General features: G+C 59.4%; 19 protein-coding genes and 1 tRNA gene. 9 read left to right on the top strand and 11 right to left on the bottom strand.

What is annotated here, in order from left to right; translation table 11 throughout:
* Positions 1 to 20 precede the first annotated feature (20 nt).
* The 8 genes from VV088_RS10240 to larE all read right to left on the bottom strand — a co-directional run bounded on the left by VV088_RS10240 (position 21) and on the right by larE (position 7,613).
* Positions 21 to 635, bottom strand: a complete 615-nt coding sequence (locus VV088_RS10240) for an ABC transporter ATP-binding protein (RefSeq protein WP_334600585.1) — start codon at positions 633 to 635, stop codon at positions 21 to 23.
* Positions 636 to 742: 107 nt separating this feature from the next.
* Positions 743 to 1,519 (bottom strand): ATP-binding cassette domain-containing protein, encoded by a 777-nt coding sequence (locus tag VV088_RS10235; RefSeq protein ID WP_334600583.1) that lies wholly within the window; start codon positions 1,517 to 1,519, stop codon positions 743 to 745.
* 8 nt (positions 1,520 to 1,527) lie between these two features.
* Positions 1,528 to 2,343, bottom strand: coding sequence for an ABC transporter permease (locus VV088_RS10230; RefSeq protein WP_334600581.1), 816 nt, complete (start codon positions 2,341 to 2,343; stop codon positions 1,528 to 1,530).
* Positions 2,340 to 3,326 (bottom strand): ABC transporter permease, encoded by a 987-nt coding sequence (locus VV088_RS10225; protein ID WP_334600580.1) that lies wholly within the window; start codon positions 3,324 to 3,326, stop codon positions 2,340 to 2,342. The genes VV088_RS10230 and VV088_RS10225 overlap by 4 nt, the downstream gene beginning before the upstream one ends.
* Positions 3,323 to 4,858, bottom strand: a complete 1,536-nt coding sequence (locus VV088_RS10220) for an ABC transporter substrate-binding protein (protein ID WP_334600579.1) — start codon at positions 4,856 to 4,858, stop codon at positions 3,323 to 3,325. The genes VV088_RS10225 and VV088_RS10220 overlap by 4 nt, the downstream gene beginning before the upstream one ends.
* A gap of 1 nt (position 4,859) precedes the next feature.
* Complete coding sequence (gene larC, locus VV088_RS10215; protein ID WP_334600578.1) at positions 4,860 to 6,092, bottom strand: nickel pincer cofactor biosynthesis protein LarC; 1,233 nt, start codon at positions 6,090 to 6,092, stop codon at positions 4,860 to 4,862.
* Positions 6,089 to 6,847: a nickel pincer cofactor biosynthesis protein LarB gene (gene larB, locus VV088_RS10210; protein ID WP_334600577.1), complete on the bottom strand. Its 759-nt coding sequence runs from the start codon at positions 6,845 to 6,847 to the stop codon at positions 6,089 to 6,091. Before larB ends, larC begins: the two co-directional genes overlap by 4 nt.
* Before the next feature lie 10 nt (positions 6,848 to 6,857).
* Positions 6,858 to 7,613, bottom strand: a complete 756-nt coding sequence (larE, locus tag VV088_RS10205) for an ATP-dependent sacrificial sulfur transferase LarE (RefSeq protein ID WP_334600576.1) — start codon at positions 7,611 to 7,613, stop codon at positions 6,858 to 6,860.
* 316 nt (positions 7,614 to 7,929) lie between these two features.
* Between larE and VV088_RS10200 the strand changes: the two genes are divergently transcribed.
* Positions 7,930 to 8,016, top strand: a tRNA-Leu gene (locus VV088_RS10200).
* A gap of 369 nt (positions 8,017 to 8,385) precedes the next feature.
* On the opposite strand, the gene VV088_RS10195 is transcribed toward VV088_RS10200, so the two are convergent.
* Entirely contained in the window at positions 8,386 to 8,586 is a 201-nt protein-coding gene (locus tag VV088_RS10195; protein ID WP_334600575.1) for a hypothetical protein, read from the bottom strand.
* A 345-nt stretch (positions 8,587 to 8,931) separates the two neighbouring features.
* Here VV088_RS10195 and VV088_RS10190 point away from each other — a divergent pair, with 345 nt between their 5' ends.
* Together VV088_RS10190 and VV088_RS10185 are read left to right on the top strand one after the other, a co-directional pair.
* Positions 8,932 to 9,294 carry a response regulator gene (locus VV088_RS10190; protein ID WP_334600574.1) on the top strand — a complete coding sequence of 121 codons (363 nt, stop codon included), beginning with the start codon at positions 8,932 to 8,934 and terminating at the stop codon, positions 9,292 to 9,294.
* Positions 9,291 to 11,825, top strand: coding sequence for a hybrid sensor histidine kinase/response regulator (locus VV088_RS10185; protein ID WP_334600573.1), 2,535 nt, complete (start codon positions 9,291 to 9,293; stop codon positions 11,823 to 11,825). Before VV088_RS10190 ends, VV088_RS10185 begins: the two co-directional genes overlap by 4 nt.
* On the opposite strand, the gene VV088_RS10180 is transcribed toward VV088_RS10185, so the two are convergent.
* Entirely contained in the window at positions 11,812 to 12,078 is a 267-nt protein-coding gene (locus VV088_RS10180) for a hypothetical protein (RefSeq protein ID WP_334600572.1), read from the bottom strand. The two genes, VV088_RS10185 and VV088_RS10180, sit on opposite strands and share 14 nt — an antisense overlap.
* 156 nt (positions 12,079 to 12,234) lie before the next feature.
* On the opposite strand from VV088_RS10180, the gene VV088_RS10175 reads away from it, so the two are divergent.
* The 6 genes from VV088_RS10175 (at position 12,235) to VV088_RS10150 (ending at position 19,319) form a co-directional block, all read left to right on the top strand.
* Positions 12,235 to 14,571, top strand: coding sequence for a DegV family protein (locus VV088_RS10175; protein WP_334600571.1), 2,337 nt, complete (start codon positions 12,235 to 12,237; stop codon positions 14,569 to 14,571).
* A gap of 368 nt (positions 14,572 to 14,939) precedes the next feature.
* The gene (locus VV088_RS10170) at positions 14,940 to 15,476 is read left to right on the top strand and encodes an RNA polymerase sigma factor (protein ID WP_334600570.1); all 537 of its coding nucleotides are present in this window, start codon (positions 14,940 to 14,942) and stop codon (positions 15,474 to 15,476) included.
* Entirely contained in the window at positions 15,469 to 16,185 is a 717-nt protein-coding gene (locus VV088_RS10165; protein ID WP_334600569.1) for a hypothetical protein, read from the top strand. Before VV088_RS10170 ends, VV088_RS10165 begins: the two co-directional genes overlap by 8 nt.
* Complete coding sequence (locus VV088_RS10160) at positions 16,172 to 17,023, top strand: ABC transporter ATP-binding protein (RefSeq protein WP_334600568.1); 852 nt, start codon at positions 16,172 to 16,174, stop codon at positions 17,021 to 17,023. Before VV088_RS10165 ends, VV088_RS10160 begins: the two co-directional genes overlap by 14 nt.
* Complete coding sequence (locus tag VV088_RS10155; RefSeq protein WP_334600567.1) at positions 17,020 to 18,165, top strand: hypothetical protein; 1,146 nt, start codon at positions 17,020 to 17,022, stop codon at positions 18,163 to 18,165. Before VV088_RS10160 ends, VV088_RS10155 begins: the two co-directional genes overlap by 4 nt.
* On the top strand, positions 18,162 to 19,319 hold the full coding sequence (locus VV088_RS10150) for a hypothetical protein (protein WP_334600566.1): 1,158 nt from the start codon (positions 18,162 to 18,164) through the stop codon (positions 19,317 to 19,319). Before VV088_RS10155 ends, VV088_RS10150 begins: the two co-directional genes overlap by 4 nt.
* 179 nt (positions 19,320 to 19,498) lie before the next feature.
* Here the strand turns inward: VV088_RS10150 and ltrA are convergent, their stop codons facing one another.
* A complete protein-coding gene (ltrA, locus tag VV088_RS10145; protein ID WP_334599178.1) occupies positions 19,499 to 21,379 on the bottom strand; it encodes a group II intron reverse transcriptase/maturase in 1,881 nt (626 codons plus the stop codon).
* Positions 21,380 to 22,086: the final 707 nt, after the last annotated feature.

Raw genomic sequence — 22,086 nt, 5'->3', positions numbered from 1 at the left:
TGGAAAAGACCGGGACTTTTTTATGGAGAAATGTCCTCCCAGGACAGAATCCTGGTACACACCTGCTCCAGGAGAGGGCGGTCATGGCTGACCACCAGCAAGCCCAGGTTCCGCTCCTCCGCCTGGGCCAGGAGGAACCGCCACAGCCGGGCCTGGGTGACCAGGTCCAGCATGGCCGACGCCTCGTCGCACAGCAGGAATTTCAGCTCCGGCCCCAGAGCCCGGACCACGCAGATGCGCTGGAGCTCTCCGCCGGACAGCTCCATGGGGTATCGCTCCAGCCAGCCAGGCTGAATTCCAAGGCCCTCCGCCGCGGCGGGGTCCACCGGACCGGCCTCATACAGGGTGGTCCCCAGGCGGAGGAGGGGGTCCACCGCCTCCTCCGGGTGCTGCCACAGCAGTTGGACAGGGCAGAAGCCCTGGGAGGGGAGTGGCGCGCCGTCCAGCAGCACCTGGCCCCGCTCGGGCCGCTCCCACCCGGCCAGCAGCTTGCACAGGGTGGTTTTTCCCCGTCCGCTGGGGGCGGACAGCCCCACCCGCTCCCCGGAGCGCAGGGTGAGGCTTACCCGCTCCACCGCCGCCCCGCCCCGCTGGCGGGGATAGCGGAAGGTGAGGTCCTTGGCTTCCAGGATCATATCCGCACTCCTTTCCAAAAAGCCTCCCTTCGCAAAGGGCGGTGGTATTTGCGCAGCAAATGCCGGAGGTTTTTCCCGGGCTGTTCGGAGCCCCCGGGAAAACGCCGTTACGCTTCAAACCCGTTCCGGGGCATGGCCCGCCACAGGGCGCGGGTGTAGGGGTGGGCCAGCCCCTCCCCGGTCTGGAAGCGGGCGGCGGGGAGCTCCTCCACCGTGCGGCCCTGGTTGAGGACCACCAGCCTGCTGGCCGCGGTGATGGCCAGCTCCAGGTCGTGGGTGATGAGCAGCACCCCCGCCCCCTGGCCGGCCAGCTCCCGGAAGCGGTCCAGGACCCGCCGCGCCGCCGGAGGGTCCAGGCCGGGGGTGGGCTCGTCGGCCACAATGAGCCGGGGGGCCTCGGCCACCGCCGAGGCGGTGAGCACCCGCCGGGCCATCCCGCCCGACAGCTCAAAGGGGTACAGCTCCTCCACCTCGGGCCCCAGGCCGCAGCGGTCCAGGGCCTCCCGGCAGCGGGCGCGGACGGAAGGGTTCCGCTGTCCCCGGCGGAGCTGGGGCCCCACCTTCATCATAGGGTCCAGCCAGGTTACCCCCTGAGGGATGAGGGCAATCTCCCGGCCCCGGAGGGCCTCCGCCCGCGCCTGGGTGAGGGGCGCGCCGCCGTAGCGGAGGATTCCGGACACCCGGGCGTTTCGGGGGAGAAGGTGGAGGATGGCGTGGGCCAGCAGGCTCTTGCCCGAGCCACTGGCCCCTACCACTGCCGTCACCTGGCCCGCCTCCAGGGAGAGGGACAGGTCCCGGATGGGGTTCAGCTCCACCCGGGACAGCCCCCGGCCATAGCGGGTGAAGGAGATGGACAGATGTTCCACAGTCAAAAGCGGTTCCATAGAGCCTCCTATTCCTGAGCGGTGGCCGGGGCCAGCAGCAGACGCAGCCGCTCCCCCATCCAGGCGAAGAGCAGCACCACCCCCACCAGGGCCAGTCCGGGGAACAGGGCCAGCCACCACCGCCCGGTGGTGAGGTAGGCCATGCTCTCCTCCAGAATTACCCCGATGGCGGGCTGGTCCGGAGACAGGCCGAAGCCCAAAAAGGTAACGCTGGCCTCGTGGAGGATCGCGTGGGGGAACTGAAGAATCAGGCCGGTCAAAAACTGGGGCAGCAGGTGGGGGAGCAGATGGTTGAGGAGTTTTCTTCGCGAAACCCCCAGCCGCCGGGCCATCCGGAGCCAGGGTGCGCTCTTCAGGGCCAGCAGCTCCCCCCGCATCAGTCGGGCCAGAGAGGTCCAGTGGGTGAGGGCCACCCCCGCCGTCACCCCCCAGAAGCCCCGCCCGCAGGCCAGGGAGATGAGGAGGATGAGCAGGATGTGGGGGACCCCCATCACCAGGTCGATGAGCCAGCCAACGGCCCCGTCAACCCAGCCGCCCAGCAGGGCGGAGGCCGTCCCCAGGGCCAGGGCCAGGACGGCGCTGACGCAGGCGGTCAGCGCTCCCACCCGGATGGACAGGGACAGCCCAGCCAGGGTGCGTTTCAGCATGTCCCGGCCCATCCAGTCGGTGCCGAAGGGGAAAGCGGGGCAGGGAGGGAGGTTTTTGCGGGAGAAGTCGGCGGCGAAGGCCGTCTCCGGCAGGGAGGCCCCGGCGAGGGCGGCGGCGGCCAGCAACAGGCAGGCGGCGGCCAGCAGGAGCAGGGTGGTCCTCCGGCGGTTGTTCATGTCCTGGCCGCCCCCCTTCGGATGCGGGGATCGAGTACCCCGTAGAGCAGATCAGCGATGAGATTTCCAGAGAAGACCAGGGCGGCGGTGACGATGGTGATGCCCAGCAGCAGGGGCGCGTCGCCCCCCAGCCCGGCGGCCACCGCCGCCTGTCCCAGTCCGGGGTATGAGAAGACCTGCTCCACCAGCACCGAGCCTCCGATGACCTCTCCAATGGAGGCGAATTGGAGGGTGAGGGCGGGCAGGGCCACGTTGCGGGGCACATGGCGCAGGACGATGTGCCCCTCCCCTCTGGCCCGGGCGAAGAGGATGTAGTCGCTGTCCATTACGTCCGCCGTCTTCTCCCTGGTGTGGAGGGCGATGCTGGACGCGCCGGTGACAGATAGGGTGAGGGCGGGCAGGAGGGCGTGGCGCAGCCGCTGGCCCAGGGTGACGGCGGCGGCCTCCGCCCCGATGGGGACGGAAAAGCCCACCGGCAGCACCCGCAGCCACACGGAGAAGACCATCATCAGCAGCAGCCCCAGCCAGAAGGAGGGGGTGCTGGACAGGGTCAGGCACAGTCCCCGCACCAGCTGGTCGGGCCAGCGGCCCCGATTGGCCCCGGCCAGAATGCCCAGCGAAAGCCCCAGCGCCCCAGACAGCAGCCAGGCGGCCAACAGCAGCCACAGGGAGCTGGCCAGCCGCTGGCCGATGACCTCCGCCACCGGCTGGCGGTAGAGGAGGGAGAGGCCCAGCTCCCCCCGGAGCGCGTCCCGGAGCCAGCTGAGATACCGCTCCGCCGCCGGCGTATCCACCCCCCAGTATTCCCGCAGCCGGGCGAGCTGCTCCGGGGACAGGCTCCCCAGCGCCGCCTGGCCCAGGTTGGTCTGGAGGGGGTCCAAAGGGGAGGCGTCCATCAGCAGAAAGGCGGCCAGGCTCACCCCCAGCAGGAGGAGGGCCATGCGGATCAGCTTTTGGGCGGTAAATTGCAGTCGGTGTCTCATGTCCAGCTCCATTGATCGATGTTGTTGACGATGGACCACCCATGGCCGTGGGGGTGGAGCTTCTGCTCTGCCACCGCCAGGCCCTCCCGGACCCAGTACAGATGGTCCACGTTTACCAGCCACACCCAGGGCGCATCCTGGGCGATCTCCGCCTGGGCCTCTTGCCACAGGGCATAGGATTCCTCCAGGCCGGGACAGGCCAGGGCCGCGTCCATCAGTTCGTCCGCGCTCTGGTTGGCGTAGGGGGAGTACAGGGCGCTGTCCGAGCCAGGGGCGGTGTGGTAGATGTTGTACAGCTCCATGGGGGTGTGGGCCCCCCAGCCCCAGACCAGGGGGTTGGACAGGGCGTCGTCATAGGCGGTGTCCCAGCCCACCCCCCTGATATCCGTCTCAATGCCCAGCTCTCTGAGCTGGTTGGCCAGCTCGGCGGCGATTCCCTGGCGCACTGAGTCCCCAGCGGCGTAGTGGACGGTGAGGGCCGCCCGGACCCCGTTCTTCTCCCGGACCCCGTCCGGCCCGGGAAGCCAGCCCGCCTGATCCAGTAAGGCCCTTGCCTGTTCCGGGTCATCCGATGCCTCGGCGGTGGCGCTGTACCACCAGGGCAGGCCGTCGCACACGCTGTAAGCGGGGGTACCGTATCCATTGAGAACGTGGTCAATGATGGCCTGCCGGTCCACCCCCAGATTGATGGCGTGACGGACCAGGGGGTCGGCGGTAACATCGTTGTTCCAGGCGGGGAGGTTGATCCCCCGGTTGTCCACCGTTTTCACCGACAGCAGGGAGTAGCCGTCCACGCTCTGGTCGGAGTAGGCGGCGGAGGTGTAAGCCAGGTCGGCCTGGCCCGCCTGGACGGCCAGAAAGGCGGCGTCCTCCTCCATGAACAGGATGACCACCCGCTCCATCCGGGGCGGTTCACCGTAGTAATCCGGGTTGGCCTCCAGAATGACCTGCTGGCCCCGGTCCCACTGTTTCAGGATATACCGCCCCGAGCCGACCGGGCTGGAGCCGTAGACGGCGGGGTCGTAGGCGTGCTCCGGGAGGATGCCGGTGATGGCCATGGTGTAGGGCCAGATGGAGAAGGGGCGGGTCATGTGGAAGACCACGGTGGTCTCGTCCACCGCCTCGGCGTAGTCCAGCATGGTGAAGTCGTTCACCGAGCTGGTGCTTTTCACCGTGTTGTAGGTGAAGGCCGCGTCGGCGGCGGTGAGGGGTTCTCCGTCGGTGAATGCTGCGTCGTCCCGGAGGGTGACCGTCCAGGTCAGGCCGTCCTCACTGGCCTCCATGGAGGCGACCAGGTCGTAGCCGATGGTCAGGTCGGGGTTGGTCACCGTCAGGGTGGACTGGATCAGCGGCTCGTGGACGTGCTCCCCCGCTCCCCAGCCGAAGGCGGGATCAAAGCCGGCCTCCGGCTCGGAGGTGGGGGGCATGACCACGGTGACCGAGGAGCTGTCCCGGGGAGCGGGGGCCTCCGGCCCCTGACAGCCGGCCAGAAGGGCCAGGGCCAGGAGGAGCGGGAAGAAATTCCGTCGCATATCAGCCCTCCAGCTGCCGCAGGGCGGCCTGAAATACGGTCTGGTAGGGCAGGCCGTTCTCCCGGGCCAGGGCGGCCACGTCCTCGAACTCCGGTTTGGCATGGGTGACGCCGAAGCCCTTGGCGATTTTCACCCCCACCGGCCCCCACTGGGTTTGGACCTGCCGGATGTCGGGCTTGAGGTACAGCTTCTGCGGCAGGCGGGAGCGCAGGCCGTTGGTGGTGGTGTGGAGAAAAATCTGACAGACCAGCTCCTGCTCATGGTCGGGCTTGCACAGCACGGTGAGTACCCAGCCGGGCCGTCCCTTCTTCATGGTGCCGGGGGTGGTGTACACGTCCAGCGCGCCCCCCTCCAGCAGCCGGGCACACGCGAAGGCCAGGGCCTCGGGGGACATGTCGTCGATGTTGCACACCAGCTCCAGAATATCGCCGCAGTTTTGGGGCTCCTCCTCCCCCAAAAAGGCCCGGACGCAGTTGGCCTGCTCAAACTCCTTGGTCCCGATGCCATAGCCGATCTTCTCCACCTCCATCTCCCCCATGGGGCCGAAGGACTGGACAAAGGTCTTCAGCAGGGCGGCCCCAGTGGGGGTGCACAGCTCCCCCTGAATGGCTCCGCCGTAGATGGGCACTCCCTTCAGCAGGGCGGCGGTGGCGGGAGCGGGGACGGGCATGATCCCGTGGGCGCAGCGCACCGTCCCGCTGCCCACGTGGACGGGGGAGGCGGTCACACAGTCCACGTCCAGCAGGTGGAGGGCATAGCACACCCCGGTCACGTCGGCCACCGCGTCCAGCGCCCCCACTTCGTGGTAGTGGACGTCCCCCACTGCGCAGCCGTGGGCCTGGGCCTCTGCCTGGGCGATGGCGGCGTAGACGCTGCGGGCCTGGTCCTTCACCGCCTGGGGCAGGGGCAGCCCGTCGATGAGTTCCGCAATGTGCCCCGGTGTAGCGTGGTGGTGATGGTGGTCGTGATGGTGCTCATGGTCGTGACCGTGCTCGTGGTCATGGTGGTGGTCATGCTCGTGCTCCTCGCGGCCGTGGACCGTCACCTGCATGTGAGTGCCCGCGATGCCGCCGGTTTTGGCGGGGACAGGGGCCACCTCCACCCCGGGCAGGCCCAGGTGGTTCATGGTGCGGAGAAATTCCTCCCGCTGGTCCTGGTCCAGCAGCTCGTACAGCGCGGCCATGAGCATATCCCCTGCCGCCCCCATCTTGCATTCCAGATAAAGCGTCTTCATTGTAAACCCTCCATTTGATTGATCCTGCTGGCCAGATACCCGGCCCCGAAGCCGTTGTCGATATTGACCACGCTGCACCCGGAGGCGCAGGAATTCAGCATGGCCAGCAGGGCGGACAGTCCGCCGAAGCTGGCCCCGTAGCCCACGCTGGTAGGTACGGCAATGACGGGGCAGTCCACCAGTCCGCCGATGACCGAGGCCAGCGCCCCCTCCATCCCGGCCACGGCAATGACGCACCGGGCGGACATCAGCGGTTCCAGATTGGCCAGCAGCCTGTGCAGTCCTGCCACACCCACGTCGTACAGCCGGGTGACCCGGTTGCCCAGCACCTCAGCGGTGAGGGCGGCCTCCTCGGCCACGGGCATGTCGCTGGTGCCGCCGGTGGCCACCACGATGCTGCCCAGCTCCCGCCGCTCCCCGGGGAACGCGACGGCCAGCCGGGGAAGGGGGCGGTAGGCCAGGGGGACGGACTGTCCCACCTGCTCCGCCGCCTCCGGGCTCAGCCGGGTGATGAGAACGTTTTTGCACCCCCGCGCGCCCATAGCGGCGGCGATGCCGGCGATCTGCTCCGGGGTCTTGCCCGCGCCGTAAATGACCTCCGCCGCCCCCTGGCGGATTCCCCGGTGAAGGTCCACCTTGGCGTAGCCCAGGTCCTGGAAGGGCTCCTGCTTCAGCTGGAGCAGGGCCTCCTCCGGGGGGATGGTCCCCTCCGCCACCTGGCGCAGGAGCTGTAACATGTCGTGCCGGTTGTCCATAGATACCTCCTTAGTCGATAGGGGCCCTGGGGCGCAGGTCCAGGGTGATCTGGGAAAACAGGGGTTCCAGGGCGGACAGAAGCTCCGCCCGCCGCTCCGGAAGCAGGGAAAACTGCTCCTCTACAAGCTGGAGCCTGCACCCCTCCGCCGCCAGCCGCAGGCGGAAGTCCCGGAAGCCCAGGGCGGCCAGGGCCGCCTCCCCCGTTTCGACGCGCTCCAGGTCTTCCGGGGTGATGGTCCGCCCGGTGGGGACCCGGGTGGCCAGGCAGGCGTAGGAGGGCTTGTCCCAGGTGAACAGCCCCGCCTGCCGGGACAGGACCCGGATGCGCTCCTTGGTCAGCCCGCACTCCCGCAGAGGGGAGTGGACCTCCAGCTCCCGCAGGGCCCGCATGCCGGGGCGGTCCCCAGCGTCGTCCGAGGCGTTGGTGCCGTCCAGCAGCAGGGAAAAGCCATCGAAGGCCGCCCGCTCCTTTAACAGGGAAAACAGACGTTTCTTGCAGTGGTAGCACCGGTCGGGCGGGTTGGCGGCCACGGTCCCATCGGAGAGGATGTCGTAGTCCAGGACCACCAGCTCCACGCCTGCTTGCCCGCACAGGCGGCGGGCGTCCTCCAGCTCAAACTGGGGCTGGAAGGGGGTTTTGACAAAATAGGGCTGCACCTCCGTCCCTGCCTGGACCCCCGCCCACAGCAGATAGGCGGAATCCACCCCGCCGGAAAAAGCCAGCGCCGTCCGGGGGTTTGTTTGAAAAAAAGCGTCCAGTGTCACAGCCGGTCCCTCCTTAAAATACGAAAAAGGCATACCGGTACGGTATGCCTTCTGGCAGCACCCGGCCTTCTGCGCCGGACGAATGGGTTCTTGTTTTGATTTTGTGGGTGCCTGGAGCCTTCTGGCCCGTCTGCGGCTTCCTGCCGCCCGTCCAGTATAGCAGAACGCCCCGGCCGCTGTCAAGAGCGGTTCGGTTCAAACTGCGCTGGCCCCTGCGGGAGAGGGCTGCAAAAAAGAAATGAAAAAATTCTCAAAAAGTGTTGACAGCTGGAAGAGAATGTGGTATTATCTCTCTTGCACTGAGCGAGTGCCACACGCGCGAGTGGTGGAATTGGTAGACTCGCTGGCTTCAGGTGCCAGTGCTCGCAAGGGCGTGCGGGTTCGACTCCCGCCTCGCGCACCACAAAGGGACATCCGAAAGGATGTCCCTTTTGCTTTGGCTATCGTCGCTAAAACGGTGTTTTTCTTTGGTTGCAGCCTGATTTTTCGGAAAACAAAGTTTTTGCCCGATTCCGTTCTGGCTAGGCTAGACTGGCCAAAGTTACATCGTATTTGGCCGGCGGGCGCAGATGCCCAGCCTGAATCTATATATAGTGGCCTTACACTGCTGGAAATAATCTTCCTCTGCGTAGCTGTAGCCTGTGGAGGAAAAGCCGCTGGCATCCATTTTTCCCGTGTACAGAAACCCATTTCGCTGGGCAATTTCATCCCGGACAGACACCAGCTCCTGGTCCATGGGATCGGAGCTGCGGAACATATCAGAGGCGGCGGCCTACTGAAGCGCTGTCCAGTAGTTCCCCATCCTCCATTCCACCGCGTTCGCGGCCATTTGTGTAGCGGGGCCCAGGGTTTTTGTCATCACATCATCGATTCCGGCGGCGTTGAGCAGGGCTGTAATTACACCAATCAGCACGGAGCCGATCAGCACCACCGACAGCATACTGACTTGTATTTTTGATTTGATCGACTTCATGTATCATCTTCCTCTCTTCTGAAGTTTGGTGTGGGGAACGAGACGCATTCCTCTCCAGGATATACCATAGCCAGCAAATGCATTTCCAGTCCACTTTATACTAGCATGACGCCATAGAGAATTCAATCCGAAATGTGCGGCTTTACACCTGGGGGCTGTTGTGTACTTTGCCGGATTTTGAGGCTCCATTTCCAACAAGACATTGTGAAAGATGTGTTTCATTTCGGGTTCGCCAGCTGCCCTGGCCAGCGAAAACAGAGGCTTGACTTTTTCGCGGTTTCTAATTAAAATGAACTACGTATCGCTTCATGCGACTTCGCAATAATAAAAGCTGGAGGTAGCCACATGAAAAAGAGTATTTTAGTTGTCGATGACGACAATATGAATTTGGCCAGGACACAGATCATCCTTGGGAAGGAATATGACGTACTCACGGCGGAATCAGGGATGGATGCGCTGATGAGGTTGAGGGACACGAAGGTAGACATGGTACTTCTGGACATTGATATGCCGGAGATGAACGGTATTGAGACCTTTGAGCGCATGAAGGGTTTTGCCCCCGAGATCCCCGTGATCTTTTTGACTGCATCGGGGCTGGAGGAGGATGTGGTCAGCGCCATCAAGCTGGGCGCGGTGAACTATCTTAAAAAACCCTACCGTCCCCAGGAGCTGCTGAAACGGATCTCCCAGGAGTTTGAGGCGCGATGAGACCGGAGGAACAGACAAGCAGGCACCTTCTGCTGGCGGTTATTATTACGGTACTTAGCGGTATCTTGAATTTTGTCACATTGGTCATGTCATGGGAATACTGGATGATTCTGCCGGTAGCAGCAGGATGCTGCAGCGTGTGGATTTTGCACATTACAAAGCTTGGGGCGGATACGTTTTACGAAAATCTGTGCGCGGGAGTGATGCTGGCCGAATTCTTTTTCTTCAGCGTACATGAATCCAGCCTTTATGATATACCAGCCATGGCCTGTATCCTGATCCTTGCGCTGTTCATGCTGAATAAAAAGTGGATCTTGCATGGGATAGCCGTCCTGTATGTGCTGGCGCTGCTGTACCACGGTTTGATCCTTCATACCATCTCGCCTCAAATGGGCTTCCGGGACATCGTGCGCATCGGGCTTGGCGCTGTTGTGACCCTTGGAGGAACTGCGCTGGCGCGGTACTGGGTCAACCGGCGGAATATGCAGCGGAAGTGGTATGAGCATGTATTTGAAGAGCTGGAGACGACGGGGAAGCAAAACGCCGTCTTTCTATCCAATGTATCCCATGAGCTTCGCACGCCGATCAATATGGTGATCGGCATCAGCGAGGTAGCCCTGGCGAAGGAGCTTCCCCCGGACATCCGCTCGGATATGTCATCCATCAAGCTGGCGGGAAAGCGCCTGTCCAACCAGATTAACAATATGCTGGACTATACGGAGATCTTGGAAGGTACGCTGACCCCGGCCACAAAAGAATATATGATCACCTCGGTGCTGAACGATGTGATCACAACGGTGGCGCTGCAAACCAACCGGCAGCATTTGGAGTTGGTGTTTGATATCGACCCCAATGTGCCGGCAACCCTGGTCGGCGATGCGGAAAAGATTTCCCATGTGCTCAAAATCCTGGTAGAAAATTCCATCAAGTTTACGGAAGAGGGCGGCGTGAATATCCGGATCAAGCACCGCCGGGAGAATTACGGCGCCAATCTGGTCATTGACATCTGTGACACCGGCATCGGCATGACCGATTCTCAGCTGACACAGATGTATAATGTCTTTTATCAGGCGGATACCGGGAGCAGCCGTCTGGCGGGAGGGCTCGGACTTGGCCTCCCCATCGCGCAGGGAATTTTGACCGCCATGGGCGGTTTTATCCATTTCAACAGCGAGGAGCGGCAGGGACTGTCCGCCCATATTGTGATTCCCCAGGGGGTTGTGGATGAGCGGCCATGCATCGTGCTCAATCACCCGGAACAGCTGTGTATAGCCTGCTACTTCAGGCCGGAACGATATGTCTGTGATGAGGTCCGGGGATATTACGACGGGCTGATCTATAATCTGATCCATGGGCTTGGTATCCAAGGATACCAGGCGCATAATTTTGAGGCTCTGCTCAAATTGCGGCGCAGCCACGAGCTGACCCATGTGTTCATTGCCCAGTCGGAGTATGATGAGAACCGGGAGTATTACGAGGAGCTGACAAATACCCTCCGTGTTATCGTGATCGCAGAGAGGGATTTCACGCTGAGCGCTGAAAGCCGTCTGCTTGTGATACATAAGCCCTTTTCCGCCCTTTCCGTGGCGAACCTGCTGAACGGCGAGATGGGGGAACGCGGGTTCGCGGAGGACCAGGCTGCAGGCCGGAAGCCCTTTACCTGCGTTGGAGTCCGGGCCTTGGCGGTGGATGATGAAGAGATGAACCTCATGGTCGCAAAGGGAGTTTTGGGAAACTATGGAATCGAGGTAGACACCTGCCTCAGCGGAAAAGAGGCCATCGCCCAGTGCGGAACCACCGCCTACGACATCATCTTTCTGGATCATATGATGCCCGGCTTTGACGGCGTGGAGACGCTGAAGAGAATTCGGGAGCTTCGGAACGGAATGTACCAGGACCTGCCAGTGATCGCCCTGACCGCCAATACCGTCAGCGGCGCGCGGGAAATGTTCCGCAACGAGGGATTCACTGAATTTGTCCCCAAACCAATCGAACGGATGGTTCTGGAGCGGGTGCTGCGGAAGGTTTTGCCCAAGAGCTGCATCCAATACAGCGTAACGCCCGCAAAGGGGGAAATGCCTGCGGAAGAACTTCCGGAACCCGCGCGGAGCGTCCCGGCGGACAGCCCGGAGCAGGCCGGGCCGGCTGAGCCTCCAGCACACCAGACAGATGTCTCCGCGATCCCCTATGACCGGCTTGCTCAGTCCGGCATCAACGTGGACATGGGACTGGATTATTGTGCCGGGGACGAGGATTTTTATCGGGAAATGCTTCGGCTTTTCAGCGCCCAGGGCGAGGAAAAGCGGACGGAGATCGCCGCGTTATATGAAAGCGCCAACTGGGCGGACTATGCGATCAAGGTCCACGCGCTGAAGAGCACGTCGCTGACCATCGGCGCGGAGGCGCTTTCCGCACAGGCAAAGGAGCTGGAGCTGGCGGGAAAGCGGGGCGATGTTGACTTTATCCAGGCCCATCACCATGCGCTGCTGAGCGCGCATGAAGAACTCTGCGCGCAAATTACTGGGCTGTAGCTTTTTCTTTTCCTGAAAATATTACGATTTGAGGGTGGGAAACCGCGTGATAAAAAAATGGTTTGAAATCATCACCGATCACAGGATCAGCCTGTATGAGCGTATGTTCCGCCTTGTCACGGGTATCTGCATGATTGCGCTGGTATTTACCATGCCCATGGGCCGAACGCTGTGGAACATTCTTATCATGGTGGCTTACCTGGCCGCGATGGCGCTGATTGTCAAATTCAGCATTCGAAAGAAATGTGTTCATACAGGGGCCACGATTATCGCGATACTGCTTCTAACGCTTTTTCCGGTCTGCTTTTTTACAGCGGGAGGGTTTTACAGCGGAGTGCCGGAATGGTTTGTCTTTTGCTTTGTCTATGTCTGCATTACCCTGCAGGGGCGGCGTAGGAATACGTTTTTTGTGCTCTGTACGCTGGAAACCCTGTTTTGCTACGGCCTGGCGTATTATCACCCGGAGCTGGTCGCTCGAAACGAGCAGCATCACGCCTTTTTCGACTCTGCGTTCTCTGTGATCATGGTCGGCCTGCTGACCTGTGTCCTGCTCATGTTCCTGAACAGGATGTATGAAGAGGAGAACGCCCTCACCCAGAAGCAGAAAAAAGAGATCGAGGAGTTGAACCGCGCGGAAAATCACTTCTTCTCCAGCATGAGCCATGAGATTCGCACGCCCATCAACACGATCATTGGCCTGAACGAGATCATTTTGCGGGAGAACACGTCCGAGGAGGTGGCGGAGAACGCCAGGAATATCCAAGGGGCCAGCAAACTGCTGCTCTCGCTGATCAATGACATCCTGGACATCTCCAAGATCAAATCGGGGAAGATGGAAATCGTCAACGTCTCCTATGAGACAGGCGCTCTCTTTTCCGAGATCGTCAATATGATATGGATCAAGGCAAAGGAAAAAGGGCTGGAGTTCAAGCTCCAGGTGGACTCATCCATCCCAAGTATGCTCTGCGGGGACGAGGTCCGCATCAAGCAGATTTTAATCAACCTGCTGAACAACGCGGTGAAGTATACCAGCGAAGGATCTGTGACCCTCTCTGTCCGGTGCGAGCGACAGGCGATTAACCGGGTGCGTGTCTGGTACTCCGTGCAGGATACCGGGCAGGGCGTAAAAAAAGAGAACATCCCTTATATTTTTAACGCGTTCCGGCGGGTCGATGAAGAGCGGAACCGTTATATCGAGGGGACCGGGCTGGGGCTGAGCATCGTCCACCAACTGGTGGAGCTGATGGGCGGCGAGATCAGCGTGAACAGCGTCTATACAATAGGCTCCACATTTGTGGTCATGCTGGAGCAGGACATCGTGGACGACAGGGAGCTGGGAACGTTTACCCTTGCCTCCCGCACGAAGGTACACGAGAGCGAAACTTACCAGCAGAGCTTTGAGGCGCCGGATGCCCATATTCTTGTGGTGGACGATAACGATATGAATCTGCTGGTGGTCAAAAAACTGCTTGCAGAGACCAAGATTCAGATCGATACAGCCTCCAGCGGCGCCGAATGCTTAAGCCTGACCCAAAACTACCACTACGACTGCATCCTGATGGATCATTTGATGCCGGAAATGGATGGGATCGAATGCCTCCACGCGCTGCGGGCACAGCCAACGGGATTATGTCAGAATGTCCCGGTGGTTGCTTTGACCGCCAACGCGGGCAGCGACAACCAGCTTCTCTACCGGAAAGAGGGGTTCAGCGGATATCTGGCCAAGCCGGTCAGCGGTGCGCTGCTGGAGGCGGCTGTGCTGAGTATTCTTCCTAAAGAGCTGGTGTACCTGAATGAAAATGTCAGGCAGACGGATATTGAAAAGGATATTCTGATCTTCGAGCAGGCGCAAAGGCGTTCGGTGCTGGTGACAACAGACAGTGTGTGTGATCTGCCGGTATCCTTCTTGAATGAATACGACATTTCGGTATGTCCCTACTATGTCTGCACAGATGAAGGGCGGTTCCTGGATGACCAGGAGATTGGGACGGATGAATTGCTGATGCATATTACAGAGGGCCGTAAGGGCGTTTCTCAGCCGCCCGAGGTGGAGGATTACGAACGGTTTTTTGCCCAGAAGCTGACGGAAGCGCAAAATGTCATTCACATTGCTATGGCAAAGCACGTCAGCAAAGGATATCAAAACGCTCTTGAGGCGGCAAAATCCTTTGAAAATGTTACGGTGGTCGACTCGGGGCATCTCTCCAGCAGCATGGGCCTGCTGGTATTGTGCGCGGCCCACATGGCGGAGCATCACGCGGCAAAGGAGGAGATCGTGGAGTCCGTGAAGCGAATGCGGCGGTTCATTTCTTCCGCGTTTATCATAGACACGACCCATATGATGTGCAGCTCCGGGCTGATCTCCAAGAGGATACAGGTTCTCTGTGATGCGCTTCTGCTGCATCCGGTGCTTATGCTGAAAAAGAGTAAAATGGTAGTCAGGCGTGTGGAAATGGGCAGCTTTTCACATATGGCCAAACGGTATATCAGGAAAACGCTGCAGGAAACGAGGAATATTGACCGCCGCATTCTGTTTATCACATATGCCGGGCTGGATAAGGAGAAGCTCCAGTACATCAAAACCTTAGTGCAGCAATATTGTACATTTGAACGGGTCTACCTGCAAAAAGCGTCTTCTGCCATTGCCAGCAACTGCGGTCCTGGCTCCTTCGGCCTCCTGTTCATGCGGAGGGACGACGTCTCACACTCCTTTTTTGAGGTGCCCGACCAAAATGGGACAGCCTAGAATGGTTTGAGTTCCGTTTCAGCATACCGCTGGAGGCCGCGAAACAGGCCCTTCTTGATGCAAAAGAACAAATGAGCTTGCATCTATGAACCGTTTCAAAATACGATTTCCAAAGTGTGGCTGCCAAGCTTGGATAGGATTTCAGAGCAACCTAGGCGGTGGCTGGGTCGCCGGTATTGATGTGAAAGCGTAGTACGGTTAGAGCCGTATCTGCAGGAAAGCAGATACGGCTCTAATATTTGATTCCATCAGTCCCACCTGCGCCCTGCAAGACAGATAAGGCGCAATCAGCTGCGCGAATTTTTCTTTTTCCTGCAACGATGTTACTCTGTCATACGAATATATCAATAGGGAAAGGCGGTGAGGCCATGGAGCAGGAGAGCAAGTGGATACGGGACATCCAGCGCGGCGGCTCCCGTCCGGCGGCGGAGCGGCTGGTGGAACGGTATTACGACGAAATCTACGTTTTTGTCTACCGCCAGACCGGGCAAAAGGAGGACGCCATGGACCTGACCCAGAGCATCTTCCTTGCGGTCCTCCGGGCGCTGCCTTCCTATGACTCGAAGAAGGCCGCTTTCCGTACCTGGCTTTACCGTATCGCCGCCAACAAGGTCATCGACGCCCGCCGCCAGTCCCGGCCCGTGACCGCGCCGTTGGAGGAAATCGAACTGCCTGTTCCGGAGGACTTTGTCTCCCGAATCCATGACCGGGAGCTGCTGGAGCGGATCGAGGGCTATGTATCCGGGGTGTCTCCCTCGCTTCAAGCCGTGTTTCGGCTAAGGCTCTACGGGGAGCGGAGCTTCGAAGAGATCGCCGCCGCCCTGGGCCAGTCGGAGCCGGCGGTGAAAAGTCAATACTACCGCCTTTTGGGGCGGATCAGAGAGGAGTTTGATCCAGATGGATGAAAAAATTCCCATGCCCACAGGCGAGGAGCGGCAGGCGGCCATCCGGCGCATTGTGGAGCTGAGCGGGGCAGAGCAGAGAGCCAAGCGGCGGAGCGTCCCCCTGTCTGTGGTGTTTTTCGGGGTGGAGGACTGCCTGTTTCTCCCTGTGCTGGCGGCGCTGCTGTGTCTGATTCCAGGCGCGGTAATCGCCCGCTTTGATTCCGTGGCCCCGCTGCTGGTTCTGTTCTCTCCCGCCCTGTACGCCGCCCTCCATCTGCTGACCGCCTGGAAGGACACGGCAAGCGGCGTCGCGGAGTGGCGGCGGAGCTGCAAGCTCTCGGCCTGTACCCTTCTGGCTCTGCGAATGCTGGTATTTGGCGGTTTAGCGGTGATTGTGTGCGTTCCCGCCAACATCCTGCTGTGGCTGACCTCCGGGCGGAGCTGGTCCCTGCCCTGGATGCTGGGCCTGTCCTTCTCCAGCCTGTTTCTCTACGCTGCCCTGACCCTGTTCTGTCTGAGGCTTCGCCGGGGGATTGTGGTTCCGCCCGCCGTGTGGGGTGTAACCGGACTGCTTCTGCTGGTTTGGGAGCGGGGCGGGGAGCTTCTGCTCCGGGTTCCCGTACTGGTTCTGTTCTTCCTGGCCGCCGCCGGGCTGGCCTACTGCGCTCTGACACTGGAGCGGATGCTCCGCTATCCCAACCGAGGAGGCCGTTTTTATGCTTACAGTTGAACACGTCACCAAGCGCTACGGAAGTTTTACTGCCCTGGAGGATATCTCCCTGCAATTCACCGCCGGGGTTTACGGTCTACTGGCCCCCAACGGGGCGGGTAAGACCACCCTCATCAAAATGCTCACCACCCTGCTGTTTCCCACCTCCGGGCAGATTTTGTGGGAGGGGGAGGACATCCATGCTCTGGACGAAGAGTACCGGGGGCTGCTGGGCTATCTGCCCCAGGAGTTTGGCTACTACCCTGGCTACACCCCCCGGCAGTTTCTGCGCTACGTCGCCGCCCTCCAGTGTATCCCCCGGAAAGAGGCCGACCAGCGGATCAGCGAACTGCTGGAGCTGGTGGGACTGTCTGACGCGGAACACAAGAAAATGCGGCAGTTATCCGGCGGGATGCGGCAGCGGGTGGGCATCGCCCAGGCCATGCTCAACGACCCCCGGCTGCTGATTCTGGACGAGCCCACCGCCGGCCTGGACCCCCGTGAGCGGGTTCGGTTCCGCAATCTGATTCACTCCCTGGCGGAGGACCGGATCGTCATCCTCTCCACCCACATTGTCTCCGATATTGAGACCATCGCTGGGCAGATCGTCATGCTCCGGGATCACAAGCTGTTCTGCTGTGACAGCCCGGCGGGCATCCGCGGAACGATGAAGGGGCGAGTGTTCGAGGTTCCGGCAGGGACTGTCTTGGAAGAAAATCAGTTTCTCCTCAGCGAGCGGCAGGGGGAACAGGGGACTGTCCTGCGTATCTTCTGTGACACCCCGCCCCAGGGAGCCGCACCGGTGACGCCCAGCCTGGAGGACGCGTTCCTTGCCGTCTACCGGGAGGGGCAGGTATGAGGCTGCTGTGGTATGAGTGGAGCAAGCTGGCCCGCCTGCCCGCCCTCTGGGGCGTGCTGGTTTTGTGTCTGGCCTTTAACTGCCTGCTCATTGGCGGCGGGGACCGCTGGCGGTGGGAGTGGAACGAAGCCGCCTCCATGACCAAGGAGCTGGGCCAGCGTGTAGACAGCGGTTTTTTGGACGGCCTGCGGTTACGGCCCCAGTCGGAGTACCGGGACTATCTGCTGTCCGCTACGGAGGATATGACGGACATTTATGCAGACTACGACCTGAAATCTCTCTCAGGCTTTTACAACGGTTATGTCAAAAGCTCCCATACAGCGGCGGCTTTGATGGAGCGCAAATATGAACAGCTGGCGGAGCGGGTCGCTCACCTGTCGGAGACAGGAGCGGCCATGGACTGGTACGGCGGACCGGTCACCCACAACGTCCACCAGTTTCTCTATGGTGTGCTGATGCGGGCCGTCCTCACCGAGGGGGCGGTGCTGGGGATGCTGTCCATGCTGTTCCTGCTGGGCTATGAGAACCAGCAGCGGACGGCGGCGGGGGTGTACGCCTCCCGCACCGGGCGCAGGCTGTGCCGCTGGAAAGTGCTGGCCGGGATCGCCTGGGCGCTGGCAATCTATCTGCTGCTGGCGGCGGTCACGCTGGGGGTGTTTCTGCTGTTCTGGGATTGGAGCGGCGTCTGGAGCGGCAGCGTATCCAGCCAGTTCAACTACATCATTGATCTGTTTTACCCACGCCCGTTTTTCACTTGGATGGACTTTACCGCAGGGGGTTACCTTGTGTCGGTGGTAGGGCTGGGCGGACTGCTGACGGTGGTATTCGCTCTATTGGCGGCGGTCTGCGGGACGTTGATACAGAATGTCTACCTGTCCGCCCTGGTGTTGGCCCTGCTGCTGTGCGGCGGCGCGGCGACACAGGCCCTCTGCGCCCAGGCGGGGCTTTGGATGGGCTACGCTCTGCTGACCTTCCAGCCGGTCAGCGTCTGGCTGTATGTCAACGGCTGGTTTACCGAGCTGGGCCTGAACGCATTTGTCCCCTGGCAGGAGAGCATGGGCACAGGACTGAGCCTGGCAATTTGCGGCGCGGGGACTGCGCTGGCATTGCGGCGCTTTGGGAGAAAGGACGTATTAACATGAGTTTATTTTGGCAGGAGCTGAAAAAGATCTGGCGGCCCGGTATTTTGGCGGGTATCGTTCTGCTGGGGCTGATCTATTATTACATGTTCCCCAGCTTTTATATCGAACATTTTTCCAACGGTCCCTTTGCCCGAGCTGAGTTCGAGCTGGCGGTGGAGTGGGTGGCGCAGTATGGACCCACCCTGGAACCGGAGGAGCGGGCAGAGCTGGACAGCCGTTTAGAGGAGGAAATTACCAAATTTAACCGACAGCTGGAGGGGATTCCCGAGGCTGCGGCGGCAGGCATTACAGACTATACCAGCTTTCGTACCGCCGGCCAGACCGAAAAACATGCCCGGTTGACGTGGGATATTCGAGATGGGACCAACTGCGATACGATCAGCGCGATACAGCAGATGTTGGAGCGCTATGACGACCCCAGGGACTACCTCCGGCAGCACGACTATTTCGAGTCCTACACCGCAAAGGAGCGGGAGCAAATGCTGGTGGTGAACAGCTGGCCCAGAAGCCTCCTGAGCGGGTCGGTGATGGATTCCACCGAATTCTATCTCAAGTATCTGGCCCAATGGACGGCCATAAGTGTCATTCTGTTGCTGTCGCCCACTCTGGTGCGGGACCGGCTGCGGCGGACGAGACCCCTCCAGTGGTCCAGCCGCCGGGGGAGAAAGGTTCTGCATACCCAGTTGGCGGCGGGGCTGGTCTCCGTATTGCTGCTGAGTGCGATCAATGTGACGGTTTATGCCATTCCGTTCTTGGCGCAGGGTCCTCTTGCGCTGAAGGACTGTCCTCTGGGCAACACCGTCTGGGGCGGCGGAACGCCCTGGTTCAACTGGACCTATGGGCAGTATCTGGCCGTTCTGACCGGGATGGTGCTGGCCCTGGGGCTGGTGGTTGGCGCTGTGACCCTGTTCCTGTCCCGGTTCAGCGACAGCTATGTGTCCATGCTGCTGAAAGCCTTCCCGCTGTTGGTGGTCATGGGCGGGTTCTTTGCCGTCTGGGTGGTGGGCGGCGCGTTTTTCTTCCGCCCCGCCTGGGATTACGCGGAGTTCTTTGTGCCAAAGGGAGCGGAAGCGATCTGTATTGCAGTTCTGCTGATTATAGGCGCGGCGCTGACGGGGTGGAGCTGTTTCAGGCAGAGAAAACTGGAGTGCTGAGGGAGGGGGGGAAGGCAACTTTTACGATTTTTCCTGCTCTGCGCATTGTTATCCCTGATAGCGATAGGTAATCCGCCGCTTTTACTGCCCTCATAAGAGGACAGCAGTCAGAGCGGATTTTCCCCCGCTTCGCACCGTGCGTGCGACTTTCACCGCACACGGCGCTCCATCAATGCAGATTATTTGTTGCGTGTATGTGAAGGAACCAGTTTTTCCCTATAACCGATAATTTTCTTCTGTGCTTTTGCATCAAACTCGCTTATATCATAGTTCGGGTTATTAACTGCGTCGAGGCATTTCTTGTGCAGGGATATCAGATTGTTGACACGATTTACCTTATTCAATGGGAGATTTGGGTTGACCCGGTGTGCCCATGGCATACTGGAAATAAGCCAGCCGCCGCAAACCCGGCACTTGAGTTTGTCACGGTTGAGCGCGTAGGCCCGATTCATAATAAACTCAAAGTTGTTAAGTTTTCCCCATTGCCCATATCTGGTTGCTCTGGCCGATTTTTCCGAGTACATTTCATCAAGGCGAGCGTGTATACGCTTCTTTTTCGTGCGCTCAAAGAAAAGTTGCCTGCCAGCTTCAGTGTAGGGCGTCTCTTCCTCCTTTTTGGGGATAGTTTTCTCCCATTTGCAAAAGGAAAGTGCGGTAAAACCGATATAAATATCGCGATATTTCATGGAGGGTATCTTTTGCTTATACTGCTGATGAACACGGGGAAGATTTTGCGTTTGATTTGCAGGAATCCACTTTCCCTTGTACTGCGTCAGGCGGCGTCTGGCAACGAATTGTAGCCTCCTGCTATACTTCTTCATGGAAATGTTCACCCAGGTACAGCATTGATCATATTGGATAATTCCCCTGATTTGGCTGTTGATGCGATTGATTGCGTCCACCATTTGTTCCCGGCTGTAATAGTGCGGGATTTTCTTGATGTCATGAGCAATCTTGTCAGTTTTCCGCCTTAATCTGTCTCTTTCTGGAATCGTTCTTGGAATATAGCCTTTTCGCGCTTTTCCCGGAACCACCTTGTATTCATAGCCAAGGAATTTGATGTACTTTTTTCGGATATCTGTTATCAGCGTTTTCTCTGGGGATAGTGTCAGCTTCATTTTGCTGTGGAGAAATATTTGCAGTCGTTTTTTCCAGTCCTCGGCATGAGCGCGTGTGTCTGTGATGATTATGAAGTCGTCTGCGTATCGGACGAGGAATCCTGGAATCAAGGCCGTTCTACGCAGACCTTTGTACTTGCGGTAGGGTTTTGAGAATGGATATTCTGTTTTCTTTATTTCCCACTGCTTGGTAATCCATTCATCCATGATGTCCAAGTAGACATTTGCCAATAGGGGACTAATTAACCCTCCCTGTGGCGTACCTTCCTCATTTACCTCACATTCATCCATGACCCCGGTTTTCAGCATTGCCTTGATGATTTGCAGTACCCGTCTGTCCCTTATCCCCATGTGATAAAGACGTTTCAGGAGAATAGCGTGGTCAATACGGTCAAAGCATTTGCTGATATCACCCTCGACAATCCAATGGTAGCCAGTATGATGAACAAGCAATTTTGCGCGTTCCAATGCCATAGGTGCGTCCCGCATGGGCCGAAAACCGTAGGAATGGGCAAAGAACTGTGCTTCGAATATGGGTTCTAACACAATCCTCATGCACTCTTGTACGATTCTGTCCCGTATGGTAGGAATGCCCAGCGGACGTTTTTCGGCTTTTCCTGGTTTGTCGATATACACCCGGCGTATTTTCTGCGGCTCAAAGTGCTTGAACGCGCTTTGAATATCTCGAATGACCCACGAATGGGAGTGTTGCAGGTAATCGCGCATGGTTTTGGAGTCCACACCGGGGGTTTCACTGCCGTGGTTACTTTTGATGTTGTGAATTGCTGTGATGATGGTTGCTTCTGCTGACATAATTTCCAGAAGTCCCTTGAGCGCTGGCCTTCCGCCCTCGTCATAGACCTTTTTGCTGTGCTGATACAGTTTATCTTGGAGCTTGCGTAATTCCGTTTCGGTTTTCGGGTAGTCGAATTGTTGTGCCATACGCACCGCCTCCCTTCGGAATTGGTGTTTCTGGTTTTAGTCAGGTATGCCTACGGCTTCCTCGACCTTCTGTTCACATACGAATCTGCACTGACTATGCCCCTTCGCTCCGTCCGCCTTATTATTGCGGACATCCTCGCTACTACGGGCTGCTGCCCCATGGATTAGCGGGTCATTTCCTACCCGCGCGGCGGAGGTGCCACTCCACTTACTTCAAAAAGATGAAGTGCCGTCCATGGTTCCTTTGTTCCCTATGCTTTAGCTTTACATATCGGTTTTAGCCCGTCCCTCTAACCCGGCTGCCATCTTTGACTTGTGTGATATTCTGCCAAAGACATTCGACCTTAATGGTTTTCTGCCGTTTTCCACAAATTCAAATTTCAACGGCGGCAGCACCCCTCATGGGGGCGGATGGCTGTATAATCATCCTGGCGTTTACGAGCCGTACTCTCAGGACATATGTCGGTTGCAACAAAACATACTGGACATGACCGATTTATAGCCTCCTGCGGCGCGATACCGTCTCAGATATCGCCTCCGCTCTTTACCGAGCTTCGCACGTTCCATATGACACTATGGACGCACGTCGGAGCATCAGAGTTTTGGTCACCCGTCACACCGGGTCAGGCAGGTTCTGCCCCTGCCGAATCAAGCATAGAGTTCAGATTTCTTGCGAAATCTGCCTTGTTTTATTGCGTATTTCTACG

Source organism: Lawsonibacter sp. JLR.KK007 (genome assembly GCF_036941135.1).
Lineage (GTDB): Bacteria > Bacillota > Clostridia > Oscillospirales > Oscillospiraceae > Lawsonibacter.
This window is presented reverse-complemented; position numbering and strand designations above follow the sequence as displayed.

What these genes read in the sequence shown, in the direction of transcription:
- VV088_RS10240 (WP_334600585.1), bottom strand. Translation starts at nt 635, where the DNA reads ATGATCCTGGAAGCCAAGGACCTCACCTTCCGCTATCCCCGCCAGCGG.
- VV088_RS10235 (WP_334600583.1), bottom strand. Translation starts at nt 1,519, where the DNA reads ATGGAACCGCTTTTGACTGTGGAACATCTGTCCATCTCCTTCACCCGC.
- VV088_RS10230 (WP_334600581.1), bottom strand. Translation starts at nt 2,343, where the DNA reads ATGAACAACCGCCGGAGGACCACCCTGCTCCTGCTGGCCGCCGCCTGC.
- VV088_RS10225 (WP_334600580.1), bottom strand. Translation starts at nt 3,326, where the DNA reads ATGAGACACCGACTGCAATTTACCGCCCAAAAGCTGATCCGCATGGCC.
- VV088_RS10220 (WP_334600579.1), bottom strand. Translation starts at nt 4,858, where the DNA reads ATGCGACGGAATTTCTTCCCGCTCCTCCTGGCCCTGGCCCTTCTGGCC.
- larC (WP_334600578.1), bottom strand. Translation starts at nt 6,092, where the DNA reads ATGAAGACGCTTTATCTGGAATGCAAGATGGGGGCGGCAGGGGATATG.
- larB (WP_334600577.1), bottom strand. Translation starts at nt 6,847, where the DNA reads ATGGACAACCGGCACGACATGTTACAGCTCCTGCGCCAGGTGGCGGAG.
- VV088_RS10195 (WP_334600575.1), bottom strand. Translation starts at nt 8,586, where the DNA reads ATGAAGTCGATCAAATCAAAAATACAAGTCAGTATGCTGTCGGTGGTG.
- VV088_RS10190 (WP_334600574.1), top strand. Translation starts at nt 8,932, where the DNA reads ATGAAAAAGAGTATTTTAGTTGTCGATGACGACAATATGAATTTGGCC.
- VV088_RS10185 (WP_334600573.1), top strand. Translation starts at nt 9,291, where the DNA reads ATGAGACCGGAGGAACAGACAAGCAGGCACCTTCTGCTGGCGGTTATT.
- VV088_RS10180 (WP_334600572.1), bottom strand. Translation starts at nt 12,078, where the DNA reads ATGAACACATTTCTTTCGAATGCTGAATTTGACAATCAGCGCCATCGC.
- VV088_RS10170 (WP_334600570.1), top strand. Translation starts at nt 14,940, where the DNA reads ATGGAGCAGGAGAGCAAGTGGATACGGGACATCCAGCGCGGCGGCTCC.
- VV088_RS10165 (WP_334600569.1), top strand. Translation starts at nt 15,469, where the DNA reads ATGGATGAAAAAATTCCCATGCCCACAGGCGAGGAGCGGCAGGCGGCC.
- VV088_RS10160 (WP_334600568.1), top strand. Translation starts at nt 16,172, where the DNA reads ATGCTTACAGTTGAACACGTCACCAAGCGCTACGGAAGTTTTACTGCC.
- VV088_RS10155 (WP_334600567.1), top strand. Translation starts at nt 17,020, where the DNA reads ATGAGGCTGCTGTGGTATGAGTGGAGCAAGCTGGCCCGCCTGCCCGCC.
- VV088_RS10150 (WP_334600566.1), top strand. Translation starts at nt 18,162, where the DNA reads ATGAGTTTATTTTGGCAGGAGCTGAAAAAGATCTGGCGGCCCGGTATT.
- ltrA (WP_334599178.1), bottom strand. Translation starts at nt 21,379, where the DNA reads ATGGCACAACAATTCGACTACCCGAAAACCGAAACGGAATTACGCAAG.